This window comes from Roseivirga sp. E12 (assembly GCF_017592825.1).
GTDB lineage: Bacteria > Bacteroidota > Bacteroidia > Cytophagales > Cyclobacteriaceae > Roseivirga.
This window is the reverse complement of record NZ_JAGFMD010000001.1, coordinates 1,199,341-1,225,681: the sequence shown is the minus strand read 5'-3', so window position 1 is coordinate 1,225,681 and position 26,341 is coordinate 1,199,341. Positions and strand designations below refer to the sequence as shown.

21 protein-coding genes are annotated in these 26,341 nt (G+C 40.7%); 4 read left to right on the top strand and 17 right to left on the bottom strand.

What is annotated here, in order from left to right:
* Positions 1–4: 4 nt before the first annotated feature.
* The 4 genes from cysS to J4E76_RS05340 all read right to left on the bottom strand — a co-directional run bounded on the left by cysS (position 5) and on the right by J4E76_RS05340 (position 3,280).
* On the bottom strand, positions 5–1,516 hold the full coding sequence (gene cysS / locus J4E76_RS05355; protein ID WP_208501868.1) for a cysteine--tRNA ligase: 1,512 nt from the start codon (positions 1,514–1,516) through the stop codon (positions 5–7).
* On the bottom strand, positions 1,513–2,205 hold the full coding sequence (gene folE, locus J4E76_RS05350) for a GTP cyclohydrolase I FolE (RefSeq protein ID WP_208502727.1): 693 nt from the start codon (positions 2,203–2,205) through the stop codon (positions 1,513–1,515). Before folE ends, cysS begins: the two co-directional genes overlap by 4 nt.
* 121 nt (positions 2,206–2,326) lie before the next feature.
* A complete protein-coding gene (locus J4E76_RS05345; RefSeq protein WP_208501866.1) occupies positions 2,327–2,824 on the bottom strand; it encodes a hypothetical protein in 498 nt (165 codons plus the stop codon).
* A gap of 33 nt (positions 2,825–2,857) precedes the next feature.
* Entirely contained in the window at positions 2,858–3,280 is a 423-nt protein-coding gene (locus J4E76_RS05340; RefSeq protein WP_208501864.1) for a hypothetical protein, read from the bottom strand.
* Between the two features lie 215 nt (positions 3,281–3,495).
* On the opposite strand from J4E76_RS05340, the gene J4E76_RS05335 reads away from it, so the two are divergent.
* Positions 3,496–4,857, top strand: coding sequence for a cation:proton antiporter (locus J4E76_RS05335; protein ID WP_208501862.1), 1,362 nt, complete (start codon positions 3,496–3,498; stop codon positions 4,855–4,857).
* Here the strand turns inward: J4E76_RS05335 and priA are convergent.
* The 3 genes from priA to J4E76_RS05320 form a co-directional block, all read right to left on the bottom strand.
* On the bottom strand, positions 4,851–7,367 hold the full coding sequence (priA, locus tag J4E76_RS05330) for a primosomal protein N' (RefSeq protein ID WP_208501860.1): 2,517 nt from the start codon (positions 7,365–7,367) through the stop codon (positions 4,851–4,853). The two genes, J4E76_RS05335 and priA, sit on opposite strands and share 7 nt — an antisense overlap.
* A gap of 86 nt (positions 7,368–7,453) precedes the next feature.
* Entirely contained in the window at positions 7,454–9,490 is a 2,037-nt protein-coding gene (locus J4E76_RS05325) for a thioredoxin domain-containing protein (protein WP_208501858.1), read from the bottom strand.
* A complete protein-coding gene (locus J4E76_RS05320; RefSeq protein WP_208501856.1) occupies positions 9,483–10,463 on the bottom strand; it encodes a GSCFA domain-containing protein in 981 nt (326 codons plus the stop codon). Before J4E76_RS05320 ends, J4E76_RS05325 begins: the two co-directional genes overlap by 8 nt.
* A gap of 244 nt (positions 10,464–10,707) precedes the next feature.
* On the opposite strand from J4E76_RS05320, the gene J4E76_RS05315 reads away from it, so the two are divergent.
* Positions 10,708–11,016, top strand: coding sequence for an isoamylase early set domain-containing protein (locus J4E76_RS05315; protein WP_208501854.1), 309 nt, complete (start codon positions 10,708–10,710; stop codon positions 11,014–11,016).
* 149 nt (positions 11,017–11,165) lie between these two features.
* Here the strand turns inward: J4E76_RS05315 and J4E76_RS05310 are convergent, their stop codons facing one another.
* From J4E76_RS05310 to rpsF, 10 genes are all read right to left on the bottom strand, one after another.
* Entirely contained in the window at positions 11,166–11,561 is a 396-nt protein-coding gene (locus J4E76_RS05310; RefSeq protein WP_208501852.1) for a hypothetical protein, read from the bottom strand.
* A gap of 236 nt (positions 11,562–11,797) precedes the next feature.
* On the bottom strand, positions 11,798–14,221 hold the full coding sequence (locus J4E76_RS05305) for a DUF3536 domain-containing protein (protein WP_208501850.1): 2,424 nt from the start codon (positions 14,219–14,221) through the stop codon (positions 11,798–11,800).
* A gap of 12 nt (positions 14,222–14,233) precedes the next feature.
* Positions 14,234–16,186, bottom strand: coding sequence for a 1,4-alpha-glucan branching protein GlgB (glgB, locus tag J4E76_RS05300; protein ID WP_208501848.1), 1,953 nt, complete (start codon positions 16,184–16,186; stop codon positions 14,234–14,236).
* A gap of 2 nt (positions 16,187–16,188) precedes the next feature.
* On the bottom strand, positions 16,189–17,811 hold the full coding sequence (locus J4E76_RS05295; RefSeq protein WP_208501846.1) for a hypothetical protein: 1,623 nt from the start codon (positions 17,809–17,811) through the stop codon (positions 16,189–16,191).
* A 9-nt stretch (positions 17,812–17,820) separates the two neighbouring features.
* On the bottom strand, positions 17,821–19,764 hold the full coding sequence (locus J4E76_RS05290) for an alpha-1,4-glucan--maltose-1-phosphate maltosyltransferase (protein ID WP_208501844.1): 1,944 nt from the start codon (positions 19,762–19,764) through the stop codon (positions 17,821–17,823).
* Positions 19,765–20,246: 482 nt separating this feature from the next.
* Positions 20,247–21,560 carry a hypothetical protein gene (locus J4E76_RS05285; RefSeq protein ID WP_208501842.1) on the bottom strand — a complete coding sequence of 438 codons (1,314 nt, stop codon included), beginning with the start codon at positions 21,558–21,560 and terminating at the stop codon, positions 20,247–20,249.
* Positions 21,550–22,674: a hypothetical protein gene (locus tag J4E76_RS05280; RefSeq protein ID WP_208501840.1), complete on the bottom strand. Its 1,125-nt coding sequence runs from the start codon at positions 22,672–22,674 to the stop codon at positions 21,550–21,552. The genes J4E76_RS05285 and J4E76_RS05280 overlap by 11 nt, the downstream gene beginning before the upstream one ends.
* Positions 22,675–22,877: 203 nt before the next feature.
* Positions 22,878–23,321, bottom strand: coding sequence for a 50S ribosomal protein L9 (rplI, locus tag J4E76_RS05275; RefSeq protein ID WP_208501838.1), 444 nt, complete (start codon positions 23,319–23,321; stop codon positions 22,878–22,880).
* 20 nt (positions 23,322–23,341) lie between these two features.
* Complete coding sequence (rpsR, locus tag J4E76_RS05270; protein WP_069840917.1) at positions 23,342–23,593, bottom strand: 30S ribosomal protein S18; 252 nt, start codon at positions 23,591–23,593, stop codon at positions 23,342–23,344.
* A complete protein-coding gene (rpsF, locus tag J4E76_RS05265) occupies positions 23,590–23,952 on the bottom strand; it encodes a 30S ribosomal protein S6 (protein WP_208501836.1) in 363 nt (120 codons plus the stop codon). The genes rpsR and rpsF overlap by 4 nt, the downstream gene beginning before the upstream one ends.
* 135 nt (positions 23,953–24,087) lie before the next feature.
* Here rpsF and J4E76_RS05260 point away from each other — a divergent pair, with 135 nt between their 5' ends.
* Both J4E76_RS05260 and J4E76_RS05255 read left to right on the top strand, forming a co-directional pair.
* A complete protein-coding gene (locus J4E76_RS05260; RefSeq protein WP_208501834.1) occupies positions 24,088–25,647 on the top strand; it encodes a cell wall metabolism sensor histidine kinase WalK in 1,560 nt (519 codons plus the stop codon).
* On the top strand, positions 25,640–26,329 hold the full coding sequence (locus tag J4E76_RS05255) for a response regulator transcription factor (protein WP_208501832.1): 690 nt from the start codon (positions 25,640–25,642) through the stop codon (positions 26,327–26,329). Before J4E76_RS05260 ends, J4E76_RS05255 begins: the two co-directional genes overlap by 8 nt.
* The last annotated feature ends 12 nt before the right edge of the window (positions 26,330–26,341 follow it).

The following is a 26,341-nucleotide window of genomic DNA, read 5'->3' as shown; positions in this document are numbered from 1 at the left end:
TTGATTAGTCTATGGAGTAGGACATACCGCCTCCCTTTTCATCCTTTATTTGTACGCCTTTTTCTTTTAGATCATCTCTGATCTTATCGGAAAGCGCATAATTCTTAGAAAATTTTGCCTGCTTTCTCAGTTCAATGAGTACCTCCATTACACCATCAAGTACATCACCATCCTGGCCGCCAACCAATTCGTTTCTAAGTCCTAATACGTCTGCAATAATGCCCTTGAAGTGGCCTATGGTTTCTTCAAAGATCGATTGATCTATAATAGCAAGCTCTTTTGGGTTTTGGTAGAAAGTGTTAATTCTACTACAAATCTCAAATAGGGAGGCAATCGCTTTGGCTGTATTGAAATCGTCACTCAAGTCGTTTAGTGCTTTCTCGATTAAGCCCTTAAACTCCGCTGACTTTTTCTCATCAACATTGCCTGTGCCAGCTGGCGGAAGTTTTTCTAATAGATTGACGCTCGCCATCAACCTTTTATAACCTTTTTCTGCTGCTTGAAGCGCTTCGTTGGAGAAATCTAGTGTACTGGCATAGTGACTCATAAGCATAAAGAATCTCACTGTCATCGCACTATAACCACGCTCTAGAAGCTTGTGATTTCCAGTGAGTAATTCTTCTGGGGTAAACCCATTACCTTCGCTTTTGGCCATTTTTCGGCCATTCACTGTGAGCATGTTTCCATGAACCCAGTACTTAGCCCCTCCGTGACCACTGCATCCTTTATTCTGGGCAATTTCCGCCTCGTGATGTGGGAACTTTAGGTCCATACCACCACCATGAATGTCGAAATCCTGACCTAGGTATTTGGTGCTCATCGCGGAGCATTCTAAGTGCCACCCGGGGAAGCCTTCGCCCCAAGGGGAGGGCCATTTCATTAGGTGTCCACCCTCAGCTTTCTTCCAAAGTGCAAAATCCAATTGGTTTTTCTTCTGATCTTGACCAGCTAGCTCTCTTGTGTTGGACATCATCTCCTCGACATTTCTTCCAGAGAGTTCCCCATAGGGCTGATCATCATTGTATTTTTTGACATCGAAATAAACTGAACCATCTACTTCGTAAGCGTAGCCATTATCGATGATCTGCTTGATAAATTCAATTTGCTCAATGATATGACCTGTAGCGGTCGGCTCTATTGATGGCGGAAGGGTATTGAAAAGCTGCATTACATCATGAAACCCATTGGTGTACTTCTGCACAACTTCCATGGGTTCTAGCTGATCCAGTCTTGCTTTTTTAGCAATCTTGTCTTCGCCCTCGTCTGCATCACCAACCAAATGGCCGACATCAGTGATGTTTCTGACATAACGTACTTTGTAGCCGAGGTATGTGAGGTACCTGAAGATGATATCGAACGATGAAAAGGTTCGCACATTGCCCAAGTGTACATCACTATAAACAGTAGGTCCACATACGTACATTCCCACCTTTCCCTCAGAAAGAGGCTCAAACTTTTCTTTTTGCTTGGTTAGAGTGTTTTGAACGCTTACAGGATACTGTTCGTAGAGTTTCATTTAAGCTTATTATTGATGTATGCTAAAAATTCGTTTCTAGTATTTTCTTCTTTGAACTTACCGCTGTATTCAACAGTCACTGTTGAAGAAGATTGATCTGAGACTCCTCGAGAACTTACACACATATGCTCAGCATCAATAAAGACCGCTACATGTTCAGTATTCAGGGCACTCTTCAATTCATTTAGAATCTGCAATGCTAATCGTTCTTGCACTTGAGGTCTTCTTGAGAAGTAGTCAACAATCCTATTAATCTTTGAAAGCCCAATGACTTTTCCATTAGGGATATAAGCTACATGTGCTTTACCCACAATTGGAAGGAAGTGATGCTCGCAGTTAGAGTATACAGTGATGTCTTTTTCGACAAGCATTTCTTTGTATTGGTACTTATTCTCAAAGGTTGACATAGAAGGCTTGTGCTTCTCATTCAGACCTTTAAATAACTCGTTTACATATAGCTTGGCAACACGCTTTGGTGTGCCTTGAAGAGAGTCATCAGTCAGGTCAAGACCAAGGGTATGCATGATCTTTTCGAAGTAACCTTGTATAAGCTCTATTTTTTCAACATCAGAAAGGTCAAAAGCGTCCTCTCTTAATGGAGTGGCAATAGATGACATAATATGCGCATCACCCATCTCCTCAATTTCTCGCAATAATTCCTCTGATGTTTTATTAGGTTTATCGTCCATTCGAATGGTATTCTTATTGTATCTGTCATTGTACTCTTGATTGACAGAAAAGTTTGGCAAAAGTACTATTTAATCAGCTATGATTAAACTCAATTTTACCTTCGATTTGATCAAAATGTTGTCAAAATGAGAATTCAATTGGTAAGTAAGTGATTGAGTCAACCTGTTCATCACCAATCTTACCAGCGGAAAATTGGAAACCACAAGATTTTGCAATGTCAATTGCTACTTTGTATAAGCCATGAGGGTCTTCCTCTAAAGACCCTAGAACTTTTAAGCTCCCATCTTTTAAAACCACCATTTCAACATAAGACGTATGCTTGGTAGTTCCGTCAGAAGGTATGGGGGCTGCACCTTTTTTGTTTGAATAGCAGTCAAAACTTTCTTGACTCACTTGCATCATTGATACCTGAGTATCCAGTGCCTGATAAGACGCATATATCGGTTTATTCTGAGGTAAATCGAATTCTGATGAAGAGACTTCTCTAGGTATAATTTCTGTAATCTCAATAACTTCGGTGTACTCTGGGTAATCATTAATTGTTTTAAATGCGATCCGACCGTCCAACAATTTGGAGGTTTCATACCAGTTTCCAACTTTATGTTCTTTAAAGGACACAAAATCAAACTTTAAACCCTCTGCGTAAAAGGCTTAGCTTGTGTAGTTTGGGTGTTTCTCTTTGACAAGAAAACACTCTTTACCGAGGTGAGTAATTGTGCTATCTCGGTCAACCTGAAAGCCTAGGAGTGGTACATCATAACGCCTGGAATCTCTGTAGCTGATGTAGCCGTCTTTTATTTGTTCATCATACATCCTCTTGGAGTCTCCATGGTATGTATAGGAATAGGTAGGGGCACCCGCTTTGAAATATGAGGTTTTGTAATAGCCACTTGTAATTTTATACCTGTATTCATCGTTCGTGGCTATTCTGTCTATATCTTCAATATTGAATGAATCATTTTTAGCAGTGAGAGTAGTCTTGTACTTTATTTCACCAGTAAAAAATTGTGCATGAGTATTGTGCCAAAAAAGTGAAACAGTGACTATTACAACGAGTCTCTTAAAAAATTTCATAAGTAGTTCTTAGGTAATGATTCGAATTTTGATAAGCGCATATTGACTTCTAGCTCTCAATTAGTTATTGGGAAGTTTAAGCTAAGAATTTCTGTCCGTTTTTTTAAGAAGAACTCTTCCTCATTACTGGTAAAAATTGGAATAACAGGAATCATCTACATGATTATTCTTTCCATCAGTAATACAATACAGAGACTTTTTCCTATACTTAAAATATGAATGCGTACAACCTCATTATAGCATTGTCTTGTGTGATCATTTTTTCACACATTTTCAACTTTGTTTCTAAGCGAACTAAAGTACCGAGCGTAATTCTGCTGATCCTTTTAGGTATTGGTATCAAGTTGGTGATGGATTACAACGACTACAATCAGGATGCTCTGATATTCAGTACTTTAGAAGTGCTGGGTATTGTTGGTCTTATTATGATTGTACTAGAGGCTGCTATTGATTTAGAGCTCTCAAAAGAAAAATGGCCTATCATATGGAAGTCGTTTACTGTTGCCTTGTTGTCACTGCTAGTCTGCGCATTTGCTATTTCCTTTATCATCAATCAGGTTTTTCATGAAGACCCAATCATCTCACTAGTTTATGCTGTACCGCTCTCTATCATGAGTAGTGCCATAGTTATTCCTAGCGTGAATGGCCTATTTGAGGATAAGAAGGAGTTTATGATCTATGAGAGTACTTTTTCTGATATTCTCGGTATTATGTTTTTCTATTTTCTAATAGAAAATGTGGGGGCAGAAAACACTGGTACTGTTGTTTATAGTATCATCGGAAATATTGTTATCACAATAGTTGTCTCGATTGCCATTAGCTATGCACTTGTTATGCTTTTTCAGCGCATAGTGGGGGATGTGAAGTTATTTATGCTGATAGCTGTGCTCATATTGCTCTATGCTATTGGAAAGCAATTGCATCTATCTTCATTAGTCATAATTCTAGTTTTCGGTTTACTGCTGAACAATACGCACTTATTCTTCTTTGGAAAGCTAAAGGCTTGGCTTGATGCCAAAATGATTAATGGGATACTGAAAGATCTACATTTAGTGACCAGAGAGTCGGCCTTTGTTGTACGGACTTTCTTCTTTGTTGTCTTTGGAACAACGATCGATTTTAGGGCATTGCTAGACCTTGAAATTGTCGGTGTAAGTTTAATTATTGTTGCTGTCTTTTATGCTTCGAGATTCCTTTTACTCAAGGTGTTCTTCTTGAAGAAGAGCATATTACCCGAGGTATTTATTACGCCTAGAGGCTTAATTACAGTGCTCTTATTCTTTTCCATTCCCGTAGAGTTGGCTTCTGAAACTTTCAACTCCGATATCATTTTGATTACCATCTTGGCGACTAGTATTATAATGACTTGGGGGCTTATTCGCTACAGTAACGTGGAGCCACCCAAGGAAGCGGAAGAAGTCATTGCCGAAGCACTAAATCAAACAGGTGATAGTGGAGAGGTCTCTTACTTTGTTTCAAGAATGAGCGAAGATGCCAAAGCTGAAAGTGAGTCTAAGGCTCCAGATGAGGTCTTGGGTGATAGTGATACAGATGGGGATGAGCCAGAGGGTCAATAAGGGTCCACATTCACAATCACTTCGACTGAAGCGAACTCTTTCTTTTTCAGAAGTTCCATTTGGGCAGCTTTAATGATGTCTTTGACTGCTTCGATTTTATACTTGCGCTCAATTTTGAGGTAGATTTCCATCAAGTATTTGTCTCTAATTTTATTGATCAAAGGTTCTTGTGGTCCCAGAACTCTTTTTTGACCAAGGTCTTCTTTTAAGATATTGGTAAGAAAACGTGCCGTTTCATTAGTAAGCTTCTTGTCCTTACTCCTTATCAATAGGTATATCATCCTAGTATAAGGAGGGTAGTCATACTTCTCACGTTCAAACATCTCTCCTTGATAAAAAGTGAGAAACTGATGGTTTTGAATAAGTCTAAGAATGCCCTGATCAGGGTCTCTTGTCTGAATAATCACTTTCCCCTGCACATCTCTTCGTCCAGCTCGACCACTCACTTGGGTGACTAGTTGAAAGGTGCGCTCGAGTGAGCGAAAATCCGGAAAGTGTATCATGCGGTCAATGTCAAAGACTCCCACCAAACTAACCCTGTCAAAATCTAACCCTTTACTGACCATTTGAGTACCCACCAAGATGTCTATGTTTCCCTTTTCAAAGTCATGAATGATGTTTTGATAGGCATACTTGGCTCTGGTTGTCTCAAGGTCCATGCGCTGAATCCTAGCCTCGGGCAGAATTAGCTTCAGTTCCTCTTCGATCTTTTCTGTCCCTATCCCTACCGTGTGAATGCGAGTTCCACCACAGGCAGGGCAAACCAGTGGTACAGGCTGTTTGTGCCCACAATAATGACAATTGAGCTGGTTCTTATATTGGTGATAGGTAAGACTAACGGCACAGTGTGGACATTCTGGAATGTAACCACAGTCTTCACAAGTAAGGTAGTTTGAAAAACCACGTCTATTTTGAAAAATAATCGCTTGTTCGCCCTTCTCAATTACTTCTTTTAGCGCCCCAATAAGTTCTGAGGTGAAATCTCCAATCGCGGTTTTCTTCTTTTTTTCACTTCGGATATCAGCAATCTGAATGTCAGGTAAATGTGCATCATGAAATCGACTATTGAGTTCTACTAGCCCATACTTTCCTTGAAGAGCGTTGGTGTAAGACTCTAACGAAGGTGTCGCAGATCCTAAAAGTGTTTTTCCTTTATGAAGATGGGCCAGATAAACAGCTACATCTCTGGCGTGATATCTTGGTGCTGGATCAAATTGCTTGTAAGAATTCTCGTGGCTCTCGTCTACTATAATTAGGCCTAACTGCTTGAAAGGCAAAAAGACCGCACTTCTAACACCGATTATGAAATCGAACCGACCTTCTAGTAGTCCATGCCATACTTCAACGCGTTCGTTGTCAGAAAACTTTGAATGATAAACACCCATTCTATCTCCAAAAACTGCCTGCAGTCTATTGACAATTTGAGCTGTTAATGCGATTTCAGGAAGTAAATAGAGTACTTGGTTTCCACTATCAAGGGCATCTTGAATCAGGCTGATATAAACCTCTGTTTTGCCACTTCCCGTTATCCCGTGAAGTAGTGCAGTCGACTTAGTCTGGAAATGCCCAAGTATTTCATCTCTAGCAGCCTCTTGTTTGTCTGTAAGGTTGACTTCTTTTAAAGCCTGCTCTGTAGATTCTCCAAACCTGGAGATAATGACCTCAAAGCTTTCAAAGATTTGATTCTTAATCAACGTGTTCAGAGATGAGAGCGAGAGCTCTCCCTCATTGAATATAGATTTATCAATGCCCTGCTCGTTCTTTTCTGGTTCTTGATAAACAGGAACTTCTTGCAAGTACCTAAGCAGGATATCGGTTTGCTTAGGTCGTTTTTCAAGGGTCTTGAATAACTCTTCTATGTGTGCTTCAGAAGTGAGAAACTCAGGGTTCAACCGGACCCGTTTGATCTTTTTAGGCTTGTATCTCTCCTTTACTTCTTCATAAATGATGATCAGTTCCTTTTGGACTAAGGATTTGATGTACTTATAGGCACTTTTGAGCCCTAGAGAATCTGCAGCTTCGCGATAGGTAAGTGAGTCATTATTATCTAAGGCATGCAGTAGGATGAGTTCTCTATCATCTAGGGGGAAGTCAGTGTCATTCCAGTCTCTATCGGGATGTAGTTGAATCCTGGATTCGCTACTTAGTTTAAGCCCCGAAGGCAGGCCTGCATTCAAAACCTCACCCAATGTGCACATGTAGTAACCGGCCATCCATTTCATTAATGCCGTCTGCTCAGGGGTTACCACAGGTTCGGCATCCAGCACATCCAAAATTGGCTTGGCTACATAAACTTCAGGAGCGTTTTGATGAATGTTATCAATAATACCAGTGACTACTTTTTGACGCCCAAACTGGACAATCACTCTGATGCCTGGTTGTAATAGTTCTAAAAACTCTTTCGGAATGCGATAGGTAAATAACTGAGGGATAGGGAGTGGTAGTGCAATATCTGCAAAGTAGACTTCACCGCTATCTGGTGCATCGATATTAAGTTGTAATTCCCCCAATAAGTCAGAAACTAAAGAATTTGAAAGTAAGTGTAATTCAACTGAAAGTGAACAGTAAGGTGAAATAATTCCATACGGTGAACTTTCTAATTTTTTTGTAGCTGTTCAAAGAGCTGGTCTGCATTATTTACTGGTAATTGGCAAGCCTTGTTATAACACAAGTAGAAAGTTGTTTTGTCACCAACTAGTTCACGACCTTCTAAGAGCGGCAGACTTGACTTGACATGAGGATTCTTACCAACAATCACCCGGTTAGGGATGAAACGTTGAAAAAGCTGATACAGGTCCTGACTTAGGTCTTTGCTTACAATGGCTATCTCAGCTGTTGGATAAGTCTTCTGACTATAAAAAGTAGCCCAATGTGCAAGGTCTTGTGGTGCCATGGTGACTATGCGGTCAATTCTCCGTAGCATGGCATGGGCTTTTTCAACATAGTCTTCAATGTCCAATAGCATTCCAAGGTGATAAAGGTTTGTTGCCATAAGCGCATTTGAAGAAGGGATTACATTGTCAAAAATCTCCTTCTTTCTAGCAATTAATGCTTCAGCAGTATTGGCCGTAAAGAAGAATAGCTCCTCTTCGGCATGATAGAATTCTTCGAGCGTAGTTTGCGTCAATTGATCAGCATGCCTCAACCAGTCTTCGTCAAAGGTGACTTCATATAGGGCCATGAACCCTTGGGTTACTGCGGCATAATCTTCAAGATATCCGTCTATCGAGGCTTGACCATTCTTGAAGCTTCGCTTTAACCGACCTTCGGTATACATGTTTTCAAGAAGGAAATGTGCGTTTTTTAGTGCTAGCTTCAAGAATTTATCTTCGCCAAAAACTGCGAAAGCATCACAAAGTCCTTTGAGCATAAGCCCATTCCATCCCGTCAATATTTTGTCGTCAAGGTCTGGCCTTATACGCTGGCCTCTTGCTTGAAGGAGTTTATGGTTAGTTGACCGAACAATGTCTTCCAACTCATCTAAATCTATACTGTGTTTTTTGGCAAAGGCTTCATTCGTATCACTTCTAAAAGGGATATTCTTTTGGGGTTCCCAATTCCCAGAAGTGATATTATAAAAGTCAATCATAAGGTCGGCATCGGAGCCGAGTAAGGATTCGAATTCCGAGTCCGTCCACAAGTAGAATTTCCCTTCTTCTCCCTCACTATCGGCATCCAAGGCAGAATAGAAGCCACCTTCCGGACTCGTCATTTCTCGTTCTAGCCAATCGATGGTCTGGTAGACAGTATGCTTATACAACGGATGTTTGAAAACCTGATACCCCTCGCAATAGAGTGTAACCAATTGACCATTGTCATAGAGCATTTTTTCAAAGTGCGGAACAAACCAGTCCATGTCTGTAGAATATCTGGTGAACCCACCACCAACCTGATCATACAAACCACCCCAAGTCATATGGTTCAATGTTCTTTCAACATGGTCCAAGGATTCTTGATTTTGGTTAATCACTCCCTCACGTAATAGAAAGCGATAGGTGACGGGCATTGGAAATTTTGGGGATCGATTATTACCACCTTTGTCGAGGTCAAAGTTTTCAGCAAACTTCTTCGCCATTTCAGAGAGCTTTTCCTTAGTGAATTGTTGATCGGTAGAGGTAAGGCCATATTTCTCTACCTCGCTTCTCCCCAGCGTCTGCATAAAGCCTGTGGCAGATTTCTCCAGTTCTGCTCTTTGTTCTTTAAAGACTTTTCCGATCTGATTACAGAGTTGTGCCCAACCCTTTGGCGGAAAGTAGGTGCCACCATAAAATGGGCGTTGATCTGGTAGAAGGAATGCATTCAATGGCCATCCACCCTGAAGTCCCATGGCATGGACAGCGTCCATATATACCTGATCGACATCAGGTCTTTCCTCTCTATCTACTTTAATGCAGACAAAGTGCTCGTTCATTATGGCGGCAATGTCCTCATCTTCGAAGCTCTCATGTTCCATTACATGGCACCAGTGACAGGCAGAATAGCCAATACTCACAATGATTGGCTTGTCTTCTTTTTTCGCTTTTTCGAGTGCCTCTTCTCCCCAGGGGTACCAATCCACCGGATTATGAGCATGTTGTAAAAGATATGGAGACGAGGCTTCAGCAAGTCTGTTAGTGAATGGTTTGTCAGCCATGTGTTTCTAGTCGTGATTTGATACTTTTTATCTCAGCTTCAACATTAAGTCGACTCTTTAAGTTTTCGAGTCTCGACAAAGTCTGACGTAGAAAGTCCTGATGTTTTTTCTCCTCTGGGTTGAAAGGCCGATGGGCCAGTGCCTTTTTGACCCTTGCCCATTCATTTAATGTCTTTTTGGTATCCGCTGAACAAAACGTATTTATGAAGATGTCCCAGATGTAATCAATGGCCTGTTCATTTGGGTGAATCAAGTCTTTCTCGTAAAACCGATAGTCCCTTAAATCATCTGTAAGGATTTCGTAAGATGGAAAGTAATGAACGTCCTCTGCCATATCAGAGAGGTAATGGCAGGCAAGTCTCAGTACTGCTTTACTGGTGGCATTTAGGCTCAAAGTTTCTCTGGTATGCCTAACAGGACTGACTGTCAATACAATTTGAATATCTGGGTTGATTTCTTGAATGGATTCCTTGATACTCATGAAACTCGTCATGATCTCTTCAACGGTGAGCAGATACTTCCTGAATTTCTTTTGAGGCTGCTTATGACAGTTAGCTACCAGCATTTGAGTGTCTTTGGTCTGATAAACCCATGCCGTACCAAATGTGAGAAAGAGCACCTTTGCATCAACCAGTCTTTGATTTGTAAGACTCATTTGATGTTGGATGGTTTCGAGTAATCCTTCTCTGGTTTCACTTCTAAAGGAAGAGTGGAGTTTATAATTATAGTAAAGGCCATCTCGGTGTAGCATAGCATCTTCCAGAACTGTTGAGGGTTCCAGGGCCATATCTATCAGTTCAAAGAGGGAGAGGGGATCGAAAATTGTCCCGAACGGATTTGTTAATGTCTCAAATTTATTGGACTTAAGGCGCTTGCCTATTTCATCTGAGAAGCACGATCCGAGCGTGATCAACCGGTCTTGATGACTGATTGAAAAGGGTGTTTTGAGTCTTTCAATTTCGGTTCGAAACATGATCAAAGATACTTTATCTTTTTTGCTAAATGCGACTCATGTTTTGATGACATGGCTACAATGACTGATCTATGGAATCGGTTGCCTATGTCTGGGTAAAAAACAAACGTTTGTTATTTGGAAATGGCTGTATTATAGTGAGTTAGTGATTGGTTGGCAGTGCAAACGTTTCACCACTTTTTTTCTCACATGTTTGTGCTGATTTCAGATTGGGCCAACCTTTGTCTAGGAAATTATTTTTGACATGAGCATTAAGAAACAATACTTAAAAACTAAGCCAGAGGCTAACGTAACTTTTCAATTAAGTGCAAAAGTAGCACCAGAAGCGAATAAAGTAGCCGTGGTTGGTGAGTTCAACGATTGGGACGAGTCAGCAATCGAAATGAAGAAATTGAAATCAGGTGCTTTCAAAGCAACCGTCAAACTGGAGACAGGTAAAGAGTATCAATTTAGATACTTAATTGATGGTGAGACTTGGGAGAATGATTGGGAAGCCGATAAGTATGTGTCGAATAACTTGACATACGAAGAGAATTCTGTAGTTACAGTTTAAGCTTCTTGTAAAAATCCATAGGTGGTTCTCGTTGAGAACTCTAAAGCGGTCGTTGCCTTGACGACCGCTTTTTCATTTTGTGGCATTAAAAAAGCCGGTCTTGCGACCGGCTTACAACCAATATTTAACCCTAATAGACTTACGCCAAGTTACTCAGCGATTCTGTAATATTCTTTGTTTCCGAGGCTGCTTAGGTACTCTGCTTGATTCACAAGCTTTCTAAGTTCATCGTTATTTTCAGGGTTGCCAGAGGCAAGAAGATTATTGTCGTTGTCATAGACACTGATTTCCTGGGCAGCATCTTCTTCCATTTCCATTACAATCTCTTCTTCTAAAGAGAGTTCTTCTTCCGCCAAGAACTGTTCAATTTCTGAGATTAACTCCATCTCTAATATTGACATTTTACTTTCTGCAAGCTCATTTGACTTGAGGTTGCTGGCTTGAAGTAGTGTGACAGCTGCAAGCATTATGGCAATGATTGCACTGAAGTTGCGAACATTTGAGCGACTGTTGTTTTTTGTTTTGTTGACTATTGGGCTTTTCATAATTGTTGTTTTTACTGACCTGCCCAATAGTTTGCAATGGCTGTGCCAATAATTATAATTATCTGATAATCAGACATATAAATTATGATGATCGTTTTCGTACAATTTTATGTGTACTGAAAACGTACACAGTGTGACTGCTTTTAGCACACTTTAAGAAAGATTATGTATAGACGAACTTGAGCCATGAGCTAAATACGGAAATTCTCACGTGATGAGAATTTCCAGACTAGTCATTAGGCATCAATTGCTTGGCTTTTGATAAAGCTGAGATCAACACCTATTTCTATAGCGATATTCTCCAAGGTTTCCAGAATTATCTGGTTTCCATCTACAGGCACTTTGCTTCCAGAAAGAAAATCCCTGCTCAATTCGAAGACATCGTTTTGGAGATTTACCAGTAGTGGGTTCAAACTGACTCTTTTGGCAAGTTTGAGTGCATTGAGAATTTCATCCAAGAGTTTAATGTCGTTGTCTTGCTCAAATTGGTCGAACATTTCGTCCAACTTGGTATTGAGTCGTGCACCGATCAATTCATTGTTCAATTTGACATCCCACTTGAGCGTTTCATCTACCAACTCTTCCATCCGTTCAATATTGAAATGACCATTTGTGAAAAGGTCTTTAAATTCAATATTGATAACATCATCAATGTTCTGCTTGAGTGTGGGTGGAATTTGCAACTTTTGACCCTTCATGACATTGAGGATACCATAGTTTCGATCATAGATCTTTCTATAGGAATCATAAGCCAGTTCTTCACTTTGTTTAAGGTATTGGTTCACCAACTTCATTTGCTCATCCTTAAACATTCCAAAAAACGAGAAAGTGTGCGCTATGAATTTTTCTTTAATGATGTCTACTACCTCGGCCACATTACTGCGCTCAAAGGCTTGCGTAAGGGCTGATGAAATCGGTTCGAACTCCTTTTTAGACAATCTTTTAGAGGTTCCACCAATGAGGTGGTGTTGTCCTAGATAGATGACTACAAAGCTGAACTCTTTTTTAGACGTGGTCACTTTCGAATTAACCACTGTTGTGCCATAAGCAAGCTTTTGTAGTCCAGCACTCTTTCTTTCAAAGAAGATACTCTTGCAGTCATAATTCAGAACGGTCAAACTTTGTGGATTGTCAGCAAAGAGTGAAGCCACCGCGTAATGCATACCAACCTGGGTCAAGGACAACTGATAGGGAAGTATATGTTTCAGGTAAATGTCTTTTCCCGTTCCTTCGCTTGGTACATTACTTTCAGCTTTGGCTAGGTCTTCGATAAACTTGTTTTCAAGTTCTTGATCTGACTCGCTTTCGGCCAATTGAATGGCGCGGCAGGCATATTGCAATATTTGAAGTGTCTCAATACCCGAAATGTCATTGAAGAACCATCCACAACTCGTATACATTAACATGGCGTTGCGTTGCATTTCGAGCATACGCATTACATGTGTTCTTTCATCATCTGTGAGTTGCTGCTTGATATGTTTCTTAAGGAACTGTGACATGTTTCCTTTTGACCTATCCATAATCACTCGGATATAATCATTGCGCATGGCCCAAGGATCCTCAGTGAAACCTGAAACGCCTTTTGTATAGATGTCAATCATATGATTGCGGGCATTGTCAAGTGCGGTCCTCAATGGCTCACGCCACTTCTGATTCCAATGACCTTCACCACCGGTATGACAACCGCAGTTGCTTCGCCAACGTTCTACGCCATGTACACAACTCCATGAACTGTCTTCATGAATTTGAACCTCGTATTCTGGTTCAAACATTTCCAGGTACTGGCCATAGTTAGTCAGTTTGGTTAAGTCGTTTTCTTCAATGTACCTCAAACAGTAGGCTAGGGCCATGTCGCCATTCTTGTGATGGTGACCATAGCTTTCTCCGTCTGTCGCTATATGCACAAACTCTCTTTCGTTGGTGTCGCGATAGCCTTCCATTAGATCTTCGGCAAAACGTCTACCATCTTGTAGGATGCCCTTGAAAGCTACATTTTGAGATCGCTGTCCATCGTAAAAGAAAAGAGCAATCCGTTTTCCATTTGGTAATTTATAACTGTAGTGCTTGTTGGGGTCGATACCCTCTATCCAGTCTTTTGATCCAACCTTTCGGTAGCGAGCGGCCTGGCGTGGAGCCAGCAAGGAATACTTAATGCCTTGTTCACTCATTAGTTCGAGTGTTTCAGTATCTACAGCGGCTTCACCCAACCACATGCCTTCGGGCATGCGTTCAAAACGTTTTTTGAAGTCTTCAATACCCCAAACGATCTGAGTTTCTTTGTCTCTTCGGTTGGCCAAAGGCATAATCATGTGATTATAGACCTGTGCTACTGCCGACCCATGACCACCAAAGTTTTCCATACTCTCTTTGTCAGAGTCAAGGATCGCTTGATAGGTGGTTTGAGCATGCTGCTCCATCCATGAAAGCAGGGTAGGGCCAAAGTTGAAACTGATCTTGGAGTAGTTGTTGACAATATCTATGATCTTGCCCTGATCGTTAAGCACTCTGGAGAAAGCATTGGGATAATAACTCTCTCTGGTGATTCTCTCGTTCCAATCGTGATATGGAAATGCGCTGGGCTGTATTTCTATCTTCTCTAACCACGCATTTTCCCTCGGGGGCTGATAAAAGTGCCCGTGAATACATAAATACCTATTCATCAATCGCTTCCTCTACTTTTTCTTTGTGGTTTTCTTGGCAGTCTTTGGCTTTGCCTTTATTTGCTTGAACATTACTACGGCCAATGGCGGAAGTTTCAAGTCTAGAGAATTTGGCCTGCCATGTTGTGGCTCTTTCTCTGACTTAATAATGCCTTCGTTCTTGATTCCGCTTCCCCAGAAATTAGTGTCATCAGAATTGAATATCTCTTCCCAATCTCCGCCATTGATTCCTATGCGATAGCTGTCTCGAACTACAGGGGTGAAATTGCAGACCACAACAATGTCGTCTTCAGGGTTCTTACCTTTTCTGATATAGCTGAGTGCTGAGTTTTGATGGTCATTTAATTCAATCCATTCAAAGCCTTCCGCACTGAAGCCATGTTCGTAAAGAGCTGCTTCGCCTTTGTATAGATGGTTTAAGGTTTTGGTGAACTCCTTCATGCCCTTGTTTGGATCGTTTTCCAAAAGATCCCAAGGAATGGAATAGTCATGCTGCCATTCAGTAGTCTGCCCAATTTCACCTCCCATAAACACCAGTTTTGTTCCGGGATGAGTATACATATAGGCGTATAACAGTCTAAGGTTTGCAAACCTTTGCCATTCATCGCCTGGCATTCTGTCAATCAATGGCCCTTTACCATGCACCACTTCGTCATGCGAAAGGGGCAACATAAAGTTTTCAGTGAAGGCATAGTTTAAACTGAAGGTAATGTCGTTTTGGTGATACTGGCGGTAGTAAGCATCCTTCTTGAAGTACTCAAGCGTGTCATTCATCCAGCCCATCATCCACTTCATACCAAAGCCTAGGCCACCGAGATAAGTTGGTCTCGAAACGGATGGCCAAGCGGTAGACTCTTCAGCAATGGTCTGAACACCTTCTAATTGGCTATAAACAGTTTCGTTCAATTCTTTGAGAAAGGAAATTGCTTCCAAATTCTCTCTTCCTCCGTGCTCGTTAGGGATCCACTCACCTTCTTTTCTAGAGTAGTCTAAATAAAGCATGGACGCCACGGCATCAACCCGCAACCCATCCGTATGGAAGGTGTCTAGCCAGAACATCGCACTGCTAATTAGGAAGGCTCTGACCTCATTTCGACCATAATTGAAAATGTATGAACTCCAGTCGGGGTGATAGCCCTGGCGCGGGTCGGCATGTTCATACAGGTGGGTGCCATCAAAATTGAATAACCCATGAGCATCACTCGGGAAGTGGGAGGGTACCCAATCCAAAATGACTCCAATCTCAGCCTTATGGAAAGCATCGATCATGGCCATAAAGTCTTCCGGTGTGCCATACCTTGATGACGGAGCAAAGTAGCCAGTGCACTGGTATCCCCAAGATCCAAAGAAGGGGTGTTCCATTACAGGTAGAAACTCAATATGAGTATAACCCATGTCCTTGGTATAGTTCACCAAGTCTTTGGCTAATTCTTTATATGATAGGGACTCACCATTTTCTTTCCTTTTCCACGAACCCAAGTGAACTTCGTAGACGGAAAAGGGCTGATCCAATGCATTCTTTTCTTTTCTGGCCTTGAGCCATTTACTATCCTTCCATTTGTAATCAATTTCCCAAACAATAGAAGCTGTCTTAGGCGGTACTTCCCAGTGGATGGCAAATGGATCACCTTTTTCGAGAATTTGGCCAAAGTTGTTTGAGTGGACTTTGTATTTATAGACTGTGCCTTTTTCTATGCCAGGAATAAATCCTTCCCAAATACCAGAACCATCCCATCTAGGATATAACTCGTGACCTTCACCATTCCAATGGTTGAAATCGCCAATCACTTGTACCTTGTCAGCATTCGGAGCCCATACTGAGAACTGGGTTCCTTTTTTACCTTCTACTTCTATCAGCTTTGAGCCTAATTTTTCATAGAGTTTGAAGTGCTTACCTGATTTGAACAGCTCACCATCAAAGTCTGTCAGTAGAGAGTGTGCAGTGATATGTTGATGTTGTTCCATATTTAGTCTTCTAATATTTGTCTGATTCCGGTCAGGGGTATTATGACCCAATCAGGTCGGGCTTTTAATTCATAGCCAATTTCGTAAACCGCTTTTTCTAGCAAATGATACTTCAAGAGGTATTTGATTTCTGATTGATAACCGATGTCCAAATTATCACTCATTGCCGTAGTGACATATTGGTTGAGAAATACGGCTGAAATGGCCTGGTAATATTTTTCACCTGCCTCGAAAAGTTCTTCTCGAGATAGTTTGAAACTGTTCTTAGAACCGAAAATGGTAGCATACACGGCATAGTGAAAACTTCTAAGCATACCTGCCACATCTTTTAGAGGTGTTTGCTTTACTTTTCTATCGCGAATGGTGCTTTCTGGCTCACCTTCATAGTCTATGATGTAAAAATCATCTGCTTCGGTCATGAGAATTTGCCCGAGGTGCAAGTCTCCGTGAATTCTAATTCTACTACTATTAAGCTCCACCTCGTCAAAGGCTAAAAAGCGAGCCGTTATTTCCTCTCTTTCGGACACAAAGTCTTCGGCATACTGCCTAGCTAGACCTTCGAGTTTATCAAAGTTTTCTTCGACTAAGATAAACCTGGCATTGAGCTGGTAGATGATCCTGTTCTTCAGCCAAACTGTGTAATCTCCATTGAATTGAATTGGGTTGAATTTCGTGTCGACTTTATTTTTAAATAGTGCTACGTGCATTTCCGCCACGCGCAGCGCCATTTGCTCGACTTTCGATAAAACATCATCGCCAATAAGAAGCCTAAAGTCTGACTTTAAATCATCTGGACTACACAGACTGAAACTAGGTATGGATTGAATATCTGCGATATCAATGTCTGTAGCTTCGATTCGTTCGAAATAACCCCTCATCATATCAAGTGTATGATTCCAGGCTTCACCAATGTTTCCCACCTTCTCCTGCATAATGCCAATGGAGAGTGTGGCGTATTCATTCTTTATCCAGCTAATGCTTCCACCGTACTTTGGACTGTTTTTAAAGTCACTGTCATCTGATAAGAACTTGGTAAGCTCTAGGTCTGGGTTGTCATCCTGGAAGAGACGTCTGTAGACCTTGAAAAAGAATTGTCCATTGTACTCTATAGACGTATTACTTTGGTCGAAGCCCATTACCTGAGAACTTGAGTAGGGAGGGCTTGACCTTAAAACTTTGCCTCGCTCGAAGATAAGTTTGGTATTACCATTCGTTATCGATTTCTGAGATATGATTTGATCATATAGTGCCTTTCTAAAGCTTTCGTAGTATAGGGCGTCAATGATCCATCCCTTTTCATTCCCGATTTCAGTGGCCTGAATTCTGCCTTTCTCCTCTATTTCGATAGACTGGTCTACAAAGGCCAGTGTTATAAAGTAATATTCCGTGAAACCTGCTTCAAAGTTGATTTCAAGTGTCACGAAATAGGCTGTCTCTCCATTTTCCATGGGAAAGGGCATGTACTGCTCTATCCTAAAAGTCTTAGCCTTTTGAGTTTTTGCAGCATACCACCGAGTAGTCATCATGTAAGCAGGCAGAACCTCATTGCTTAGTTGAGTTCTGTATGCTTCTTCTTCGAAAAGCTGTTGCCAATTCATTTTAGAACTTACTGCTTTGCCTGACATAGCTACAAATTAGTAGTGAATTGAAAATATATGGTAAGGAACTTGATAAGGGTCGAGCTCAACGAAATTCCACTCTTGATTCCATATATAGCTGCTTCCAGTAACCAAATCAGTCATCCGCATTGGTGTGTCACCAGAGATCCCCATTTTATGTCTAGGGACTTGAACCCAGCCTCCTTGCTTGTTATAAGGATCAAGGTTTACTACGCAGAGTATATTGTTTTGCCCATCTTCGCTTTGTTTGAAATAGGCGAGTATTTGATCGTTTTCTATCGTACAGAAGTCGATATTATTGGTGAACTGAAAGGCTGATTGCTCATTTCGGATCTGATTGATTCTTGTGATGAGCTGCGTCAGTTTGTTGGTCTTAGTCCAATCCCACTGCCTTACCTCATATTTCTCAGAGTTTAGGTATTCTTCTTTACCGATATAAGCCGCATTGTCTATTTGCTCATAAACGGGGCCGTACATCCCATAATTCGAAGACAACGTGGATGCCATCATATGCCTGATAATATAGAGGTTTTCATTGCCTCCCTGTAACATCCATGGGTTGATGTCTGGTGTGTTAGGCCAAAAGTTAGGCCTAAAGTAATCCTTCATCGGACCTTTAGACAGCTCAGTCATATATTCAATAAGCTCAGCTTTGTTATTCCTCCAAGTGTAATAAGTATAACCCTGGCTGAAACCGATTTTTGCTAAGCGCTGCATGGTTTTCGGCTTGGTAAAGGCTTCAGCTAAGAAGAGTACATCTTGATCTACCTTTTTAACCTCTGCAATGAGATATTCCCAGAAACCGAAAGGTTTAGTATGCGGGTTATCCACTCTGAAGATTTTGACACCCAGTTTGTTCCAATAAAGTACTATACTGATAAACTCATCCCACATCGGCTCCCAGTCTGCAGACTCGAAGTAGATAGGATAGATGTCTTGATATTTTTTAGGAGGGTTTTCGGCATACTGTACCGTGCCATCGGGTCTCCATTTAAACCAGGTCGGATGTTCTTTAACGTATGGGTGGTCGGGAGAACATTGAAGTGCAAAATCAAGCGCTATTTCGATGCCACTTTCTGCCGCTGCTTTGATTACTTTTTTGAAGTCAGCCAACGAGCCGAGTTCTGGAAGAATGTCCTTATGACCTCCTTCTTTATTTCCTATAGCCCATGGCACTCCTACATCGTCAGGTAGAGCAGTTGTTGTATTGTTCTTTCCTTTTCTATGGGCAGTACCTATCGGGTGAATCGGAGGGAAGTAGATGACGTCAAACCCCAATTGCTTAACATACGGGATTACATCCAGGCAGTCCTTGAAAGTCCCATGTTTGCCTTCTTTTTTGGCGGTTGATCTTGGAAAGAACTCATACCAAGTACTGAAAAGAGCTTTTTTTCGATCTACATAAAGTGGAAGTTCCTTGTCGTAAGTAGTCGCAAATTCTTTGGTAGGATTTTCAAAAAAGATAGTGTGTAGCCTTTTAGACTGTGCTTCGGCAATCGCATAGTTATAAGACTCTGGCTTTTTGAAAGCTTCTATCAGCTCTTCTAAATAGGCTTTCTCTTCCTTCGCAGACTTGAGGGCAGTTTCCAGATATTGGATTCCGTCTAATAGTTCAACATCCACATGTTGCTGATCGGCAATTTTGCGCTCAATATTGTGCTGCCATGTTAGTGGGTAATCAACCCAAGCCTCAACAGTGTAGGCATAGTTTCCTTGTTTTTCTGCTACGAACTCTCCAGCAAAAACATCATTGTCAGTCAAATGCATTGGCGTATATTTCCATGTCCGCGCATTGCCAAACTTATATTTGATGTGTGCATTTAGCACATCATGTCCATCGGCTAGTAGGTCTGCAGTTACTTGAAAGGCCTGTCCGACAGCTCTTTTGGATGCATGTTGACCACAATTGATTTCAGGGGAAACGTTTTCAATAACTACTCTTTTTTGTCCTGATTTCATGATAAGGTGATGACTAGAGGTTCCTAGGTTGGTTTTCGGTTCAATTCACATAAACTATCCCGGAATATGTAATAGGCTTTCTATTGCGAACCTAACTCATTTCAAATCAGTCTCTTTGTTTCGCTTGCCTTTTCACCATAGCGCTGCTATGGTTTCAAAGTCGAGCTTCCTGATTTTTTATGGGTTAGGCCCTCATAACGATTCCTATTGCATAATCCTGGATTAAGCTTCTGATTCACTGGGAAATAAGGCAAAATTGATGGGCTATTCAAACCTACCCATATGAATTCTTGTGCAAACGGTTGCCTATGACAAGAGGGGAGTTTTTAGGGAGCAGGGAAGTGATGAAGTGAAAGGTGAGGAGGTGAATGAGTAAAATGTGAGGAGGTAATGTAAATCTAGTCAGTCGTCATTCCCGCGAATGCGGGACTCTCCATCTTAGGGATGGAGAGTCCTACTTCTATGGACATGATGGATATTGTTTATTTTTTTAAGCTCTTGACTTGTTCCTTGAGCGCCTCAATTTCTTTTTGTTGCCTTTCTAATTGTTTCTGCTGTTCAATAGTATAGAGTACTAGCTCTTCTACTTTCTCCAATAGTTTTAGCTGCATACCGCCCACATCCTGACCATTCTTTTCGACTTCTTTGGCCGAAGGAATATTAGGTAGGTGCCTATTGGTATTGATATAGTTTTCAAGCTCTGTAAGAGTTCTTAGTTTATAGTCATTCGCAAACACATAATCTGGTACAGAGCCAGGGGTGGCCGTGACTTTTACTTTTTTGGATTCGAGGTTGCCATTGATAACTGTCTTTCCATGTCGATCAATCGTGAGCCTATCACCTAATGAACCTCCATTTGCAGTCTGTATTTTGAAAACACCATTATTGTTTGCTTCTGAAGTTTCAGTAATGATTTTAGCCGCTGAACCGACATTGTTCTGGAAAAAGATAGAGCCAATGACGTCTGTCGAGTTGTTATTGGTGTGTCTTAGGTATAAGGAAGAACCATGTGTATTTGAACCGTCACTATATAGTTTTGTGCTTCCATATTCATCGATCTCCATCAATTTGGTTGCAGCAGGAACAGATGTATTGTTGGATAGGATTTGAAAAGATGAGCCGGTTCCATTGTTGTCTGAATCTATTATTATCGAGGCACGACCTGCGTAGGATAATTTCATTCCTTCACTTCCTGATGCGTCAGCCCTGATGAAATTGTAGGCTGAGCCACCAAATTTTAGACCCCGGTTATAGTCAAAAAGTACATTGCTATCTGTTATTGTCAGGTCGGAGCTGAAACTTCCGTCACCAAAAAAGTCAACGGAGTTGTCTGAGTTTAATTTCATCGCTAAACTATTGGTTCCTGAGTCTGCTGTGCGAAACTCTAAGGAACCATTGACTGAGTTTAAACCTGAAGTATTGACATTTCCTTCTGATACTAATTGAATTGTACCGAAAGAGACTTGTCCTGAAAGATTGTATTCGTTGTTAGAGGCAAAATCCAATTTGCCAATAATACTATTGGTGGTTATACTCTGGTTGCTATTGATGATTCCCAAGAGTGGCACGGTACCTGTCAGGTTTGTTGTTCCTACAAAATTGACTGTACCATCAAATCTGGCTGTCCCTAAAACATCAAGTGTTGCAGATGGAATTGTAACACCAATCCCCACATTGCCTGAAGTGTATTTTATTCCGGTGGACACATTACTCCATTGGCCATTAAGAGGGGTGGAGAAGAGAATTAAGAGTATAGTGATCTTGATTTTAATAAGGTCGTAGGTTTTATTTTTCATCTTTCTTAGAGTTTTCTAATTTTTCGATTCGATCCAATAATTTGTCTATTGTTTTCTGCTGTTCAATGGTATAGAGTACCAATTCTTCTACCTTTTCCAAGAGCTTCAACTGCATATCACCCACATCCTGACCGTTCTTTTCTACTTCTTTGGCAGAAGGGATGTTAGGTAGGTGCTTGTTCGTATTGACGTATTTCTCAAGCTCAGAAAGGGTTCTTAGTTTATAATTATTAGCAAAGACGTAATCGGGAACTGTTCCAGGTTGAGCTGTTACTTTTACTTTTTTAGCCTCTAGATTTCCGTCTATGGCTGTGTTGCCTCCCAATTCATTAATACCAGCAGTTTTGATTCCTCCTAAGTTGAATTCGGCTTGAAGTCCATTATGGCTGTAAGCTCTTATTATGCCATTGTCTGAATTTCCAGTATCTCCTAGATCAATGTAATGACCATTTCCTGTTGTTCCATACTTTATGGCTATCCGACTGTTAGCATTTTCTCCAATTACCAGTTGTCCATTAATTTCAGTGTTTACATTAATTTCCGTATTCCCATTATTTTTCCATTGCTGCTGCCAAACTCCCGTGTTTGCATTCCATACACCCATATAGCCACCACTTTCAATCCAGGCGAATTGAGCTCGCGTGCTATTATTATTTCTAAATATGAATCCCGATTCGTTTGTTGTGGCGTTCACAATGTTATTTCCACCATTGGTGGTTAGACTACCGGCTAAAGTTGTAGCACCAAGTTTCGAAATACTAAAAACAGCGTTGGCTTGATATTCGGCTTGTCCACCGCTTTGATCAAAACCTATTTGAAATAAATCATGTGGTGTGGAATAGGGTATTCCTGCAAACCACTCTCCTCCATAGGTTATATCACTGAAGAAGGTGCCTTTACCACGGCCTTCATAACCTGTCATTTTTATAGATGTGGTCATGGCTGGAGCACCGGCTGTGTTAGTTGCCGTTAGATTTAAGTTTATCGATTGTTTGCTGCTGTTGCCAATAGTTAGGTCACCAGTCATCGTATCACCAGCTTTGTTTACATAGCTCTGCGCCTGTATAAGTGAGGAAGCTAGTAGAAGTAGGAGGAGTGTGGTTAAATTCTTCATAAAAATCTTATTTTTCATTCAATAGTTATAGATGAAAAAGTTAAGTAATTATTCTTATAAAATGTATTTCTATTATGTAAAGCTACCGTAATGTGGAGTTAGGAGTTAGGAGTTAGGAGTTAGGAGTTAGGAGTTAGGAATGCTTGGGTACAAAAAAAGCCTGTCCATTTGCATGAACAGGCTTTCCACTTATTGTTTTTATCTTATTCAGCGATAACCGCGAATTTTAAGTCTTTCTTCACCTCTTTGTGAAGGTCGATTTCTAATTCGTACTCGCCAAGCATTTTGACTTCTCCTTTGAAAGAGATTTTCTTTCTGTCAACATCAATTCCTTTTGCTTTCAAGGCATCAGAAATTTGCAAAGTAGTCACAGCACCAAAGATTTTGCCACTGTCTCCAGCTTTTGCTTTGATCTCAAGAGCAGTATCGCCAATTGCATCAGCAATTGCCTGAGCGTCTCCCTTGATTTTATCTGCTTTGTGAGCTGCTTGCTTGATGTTCTCAGCAACCATCTTTCTGTTTGACTCGCTTGCTAATACAGCAAAGCCTTGTGGGATAAGGTAATTTCTACCATAACCTGGTTTTACGCTTACAGTGTCGTTCTTGTAGCCTAAACCTTTAATATCAGTCTTTAATATAACGTCCATTTTTCTTTACAGTCTAGGGTTTACTTCAATCCGTCAGCTACGTAAGGCATCAAAGCAATATGTCTTGCTCTTTTCACAGCCTGAGTCACTTTCTTTTGGTATTTCAAGCTTGTACCAGTAAGTCTTCTTGGAAGAATCTTACCTTGCTCGTTTACGAAGGCCATCAAGAAATCTGGGTTCTTGTAGTCAACGTATTTGATTCCGTTTTTCTTAAAGCGGCAATACTTCTTGCGTTGCTGCTCTCTGTTGATTGGTTCGTTTACTAATGTCATGATGCTGCCTCCTCTTTCTTTTTCTTATTAAAAGCGCCACTTTTTCTTCTTGCGTTGTACTCAACTGCGTGCTTGTCTAAAGACACGGTTAAGAATCGCATGATTTTTTCATCCCTTTTGAATTCTACTTCAAGGGTTGCTACTGTTGCTGGGTCGGCTTTGAACTCAATCAAGTTGTAGAAACCTGTAGACTTGTGCTGGATGGCGTAAGCCAACTTTCTAAGTCCCCACCTTTCTAGGTTCACGATCTCTGCTCCATTGTCTTTTAGGAGTTGTTCGTAATTGCCGACAGCATCCTTCATCTGCTCATCAGACAAAACGGGATTTAAAATGAATACTGTCTCGTAATTGTTTAACATTTTTAATGTATTTGTTTTTCGGCCTGCAAAGATATGAATTACTCTTAAAAAATCCACCTCTTGTAAAAGATTGTCACAGAATTAATCGACACCTCTTCCTTTTCGTATTTTCGAGCAGATATAATACGTAATCGGTTGAAAAAACGCGCAAACAGACCTCTTATCGCTATTCTATCCATATTGATCATTCCTGTGATTGTATATGGAGTTTTTGAATTGAATTCATTGACGGTTGATGAACGTGAATTAGAGAAAATATATGAGCGTCAACTCGAATCAGTACTCTTCTCAATCAATCAAAGTGTTCAAGATAAAGTATCTCTTATTACCACAGTCTTAGACAATGACATCGAAAATGTTGGAACGGACGAATGGATAAGCGAATTGGGTACCTACAATTTTTTTAATGCATTATATCTAAAAGGCACTCAAAAGCCCTACGAACAACTTTTTACTTTTGACGAATCCTTCGATGATTCGTTCGCGCAAAGAGCGGATAGTATCTATGCGGCAAACTCACCAATTGTAAATAGGCTTACACGATACAAAGACGCGGGTGGGTTTTTGAAAATTGAAAATGGCGAACAGGCCTTTTTCCATAATGGTGTCGAATTGGACTACTTCTATTTTGTCCTCGACTCAGGAGAGGAAACCAAGTTTGGCATCTACTTTTTTGATGCTGTTTGGATGATAGAACAGTATCTCGTTCCAAAATTCCAGGAAATCGCCCGAGATGACTTTGTATTGTCATGCACTAGAATTTCAGATAACTACTTGGTCTATTCCACTTCAGAGAACACACCAGGCAATTATGAGAGAGAGCCTATAGATTTACTACCCAAGTACGAAATAGGTATAGACAGAGTAGGAGGTACTGTTGAGCAAGCTGTTAACAAAAGAAAAAGCCAAAGCCTTTTGGCGCTTGGGTTGTTGATGCTAGTCATGATCATGGGGATTTATCTAGTTTTTAGAAATATTCAGCAAGAGATGAGATTGGCTCAAAAGAAGGCTGACTTTGTGTCCAATGTCTCGCACGAGATCAGAACTCCCTTAGCGCTTATCAATATGTTTGCAGAGACCCTACTGATGGATAGGGTTAGAACAGAAGAAAAAAAGAAGGAGTACTACGGTATTATTACTAAGGAAGTCAGTCGCTTGACTAATATGATTAACCGCATACTAAGCTTCTCTAAAATCGAAGCTAGTAAACGTACTTATGATAAGCGACAGTTGAACCTCAATACTGCTGTAAGTGATGTTTTCAACACCTATTCTTATCACTTAGAGAATAATGGCTTTCAGCATGAACTAAAAAGCTCTAAGGAAGATCTATCTATTAATGCCGATCCAGAGGCCGTCACTGAAGTTTTAGTCAACCTGATTGATAATGCCATGAAGTACAGCCTAGACGAGAAAAAAGTAGTTATAGAGACTGGTCGTAAAGGAGAGAAGGCTTTTGTATCGGTTACAGATCATGGAATGGGAATTCCTAAGAACCAGCTAGACAAACTCTTCGAGAAGTTTTATCGGGTACCTAATGGTGATGTTCATGATACCAAAGGTTCGGGTCTTGGTTTAACTATTGTGAAGCACATTATGGATGCTCATGATGGCAAAGTTGAGGTGTACAGCACTCCGGGTAAAGGCAGTACTTTTAAATTGATTTTTCCACTTTATACACAATTAGATGCCTAATATTCTGATCGTAGAAGATGAGCCAGCCATGCGCCTTGGCTTAAAGGATAACTTAGAATTTGAATCCTATACTGTAGAGGTAGCCATTGATGGTCAAGAAGGCCTTGAAAAGGTTAAGAATGGAGATTTTGACCTGATCATATTAGACGTTATGATGCCCAAGATGTCTGGTTTTGATGTCTGTAAGGCTATAAGGAAAATGGGCGTTATGACACCTATAATCTTTCTTACCGCCAAGAGCGAAGAAATTGATAAAGTATTAGGGCTAGAACTTGGGGCCGATGATTATTTAACCAAGCCTTTTAGTTTGAGAGAGTTGATCGCCAGGGTGAAGGCAATTCTTAGAAGAATCAAGACTCCAGAGAATCAACCTGTCAGTGGTCCAGTGGTAATCGGTAATCTGACAATTGATTTTTCACAGTTTACAGCCCAGAATGCCGAAGGCGATGTTAGAATGTCTCATAAAGAGTATGAGATTCTGCAATACCTGATGGAGCACAAAAATGAAGTAGTCAGTCGTTACGACCTATTAAATAAAGTATGGGGTTATGAAAGTCAACCCACGACAAGGACTGTTGATAATTTTATGCTGCGTTTACGGCAGAGAATAGAAGAGAATCCAAATGAACCCAAGCATATTTTAACCGTACATGGGGTAGGATATAAGTTTATAAATACTTGATAATTAATGGCT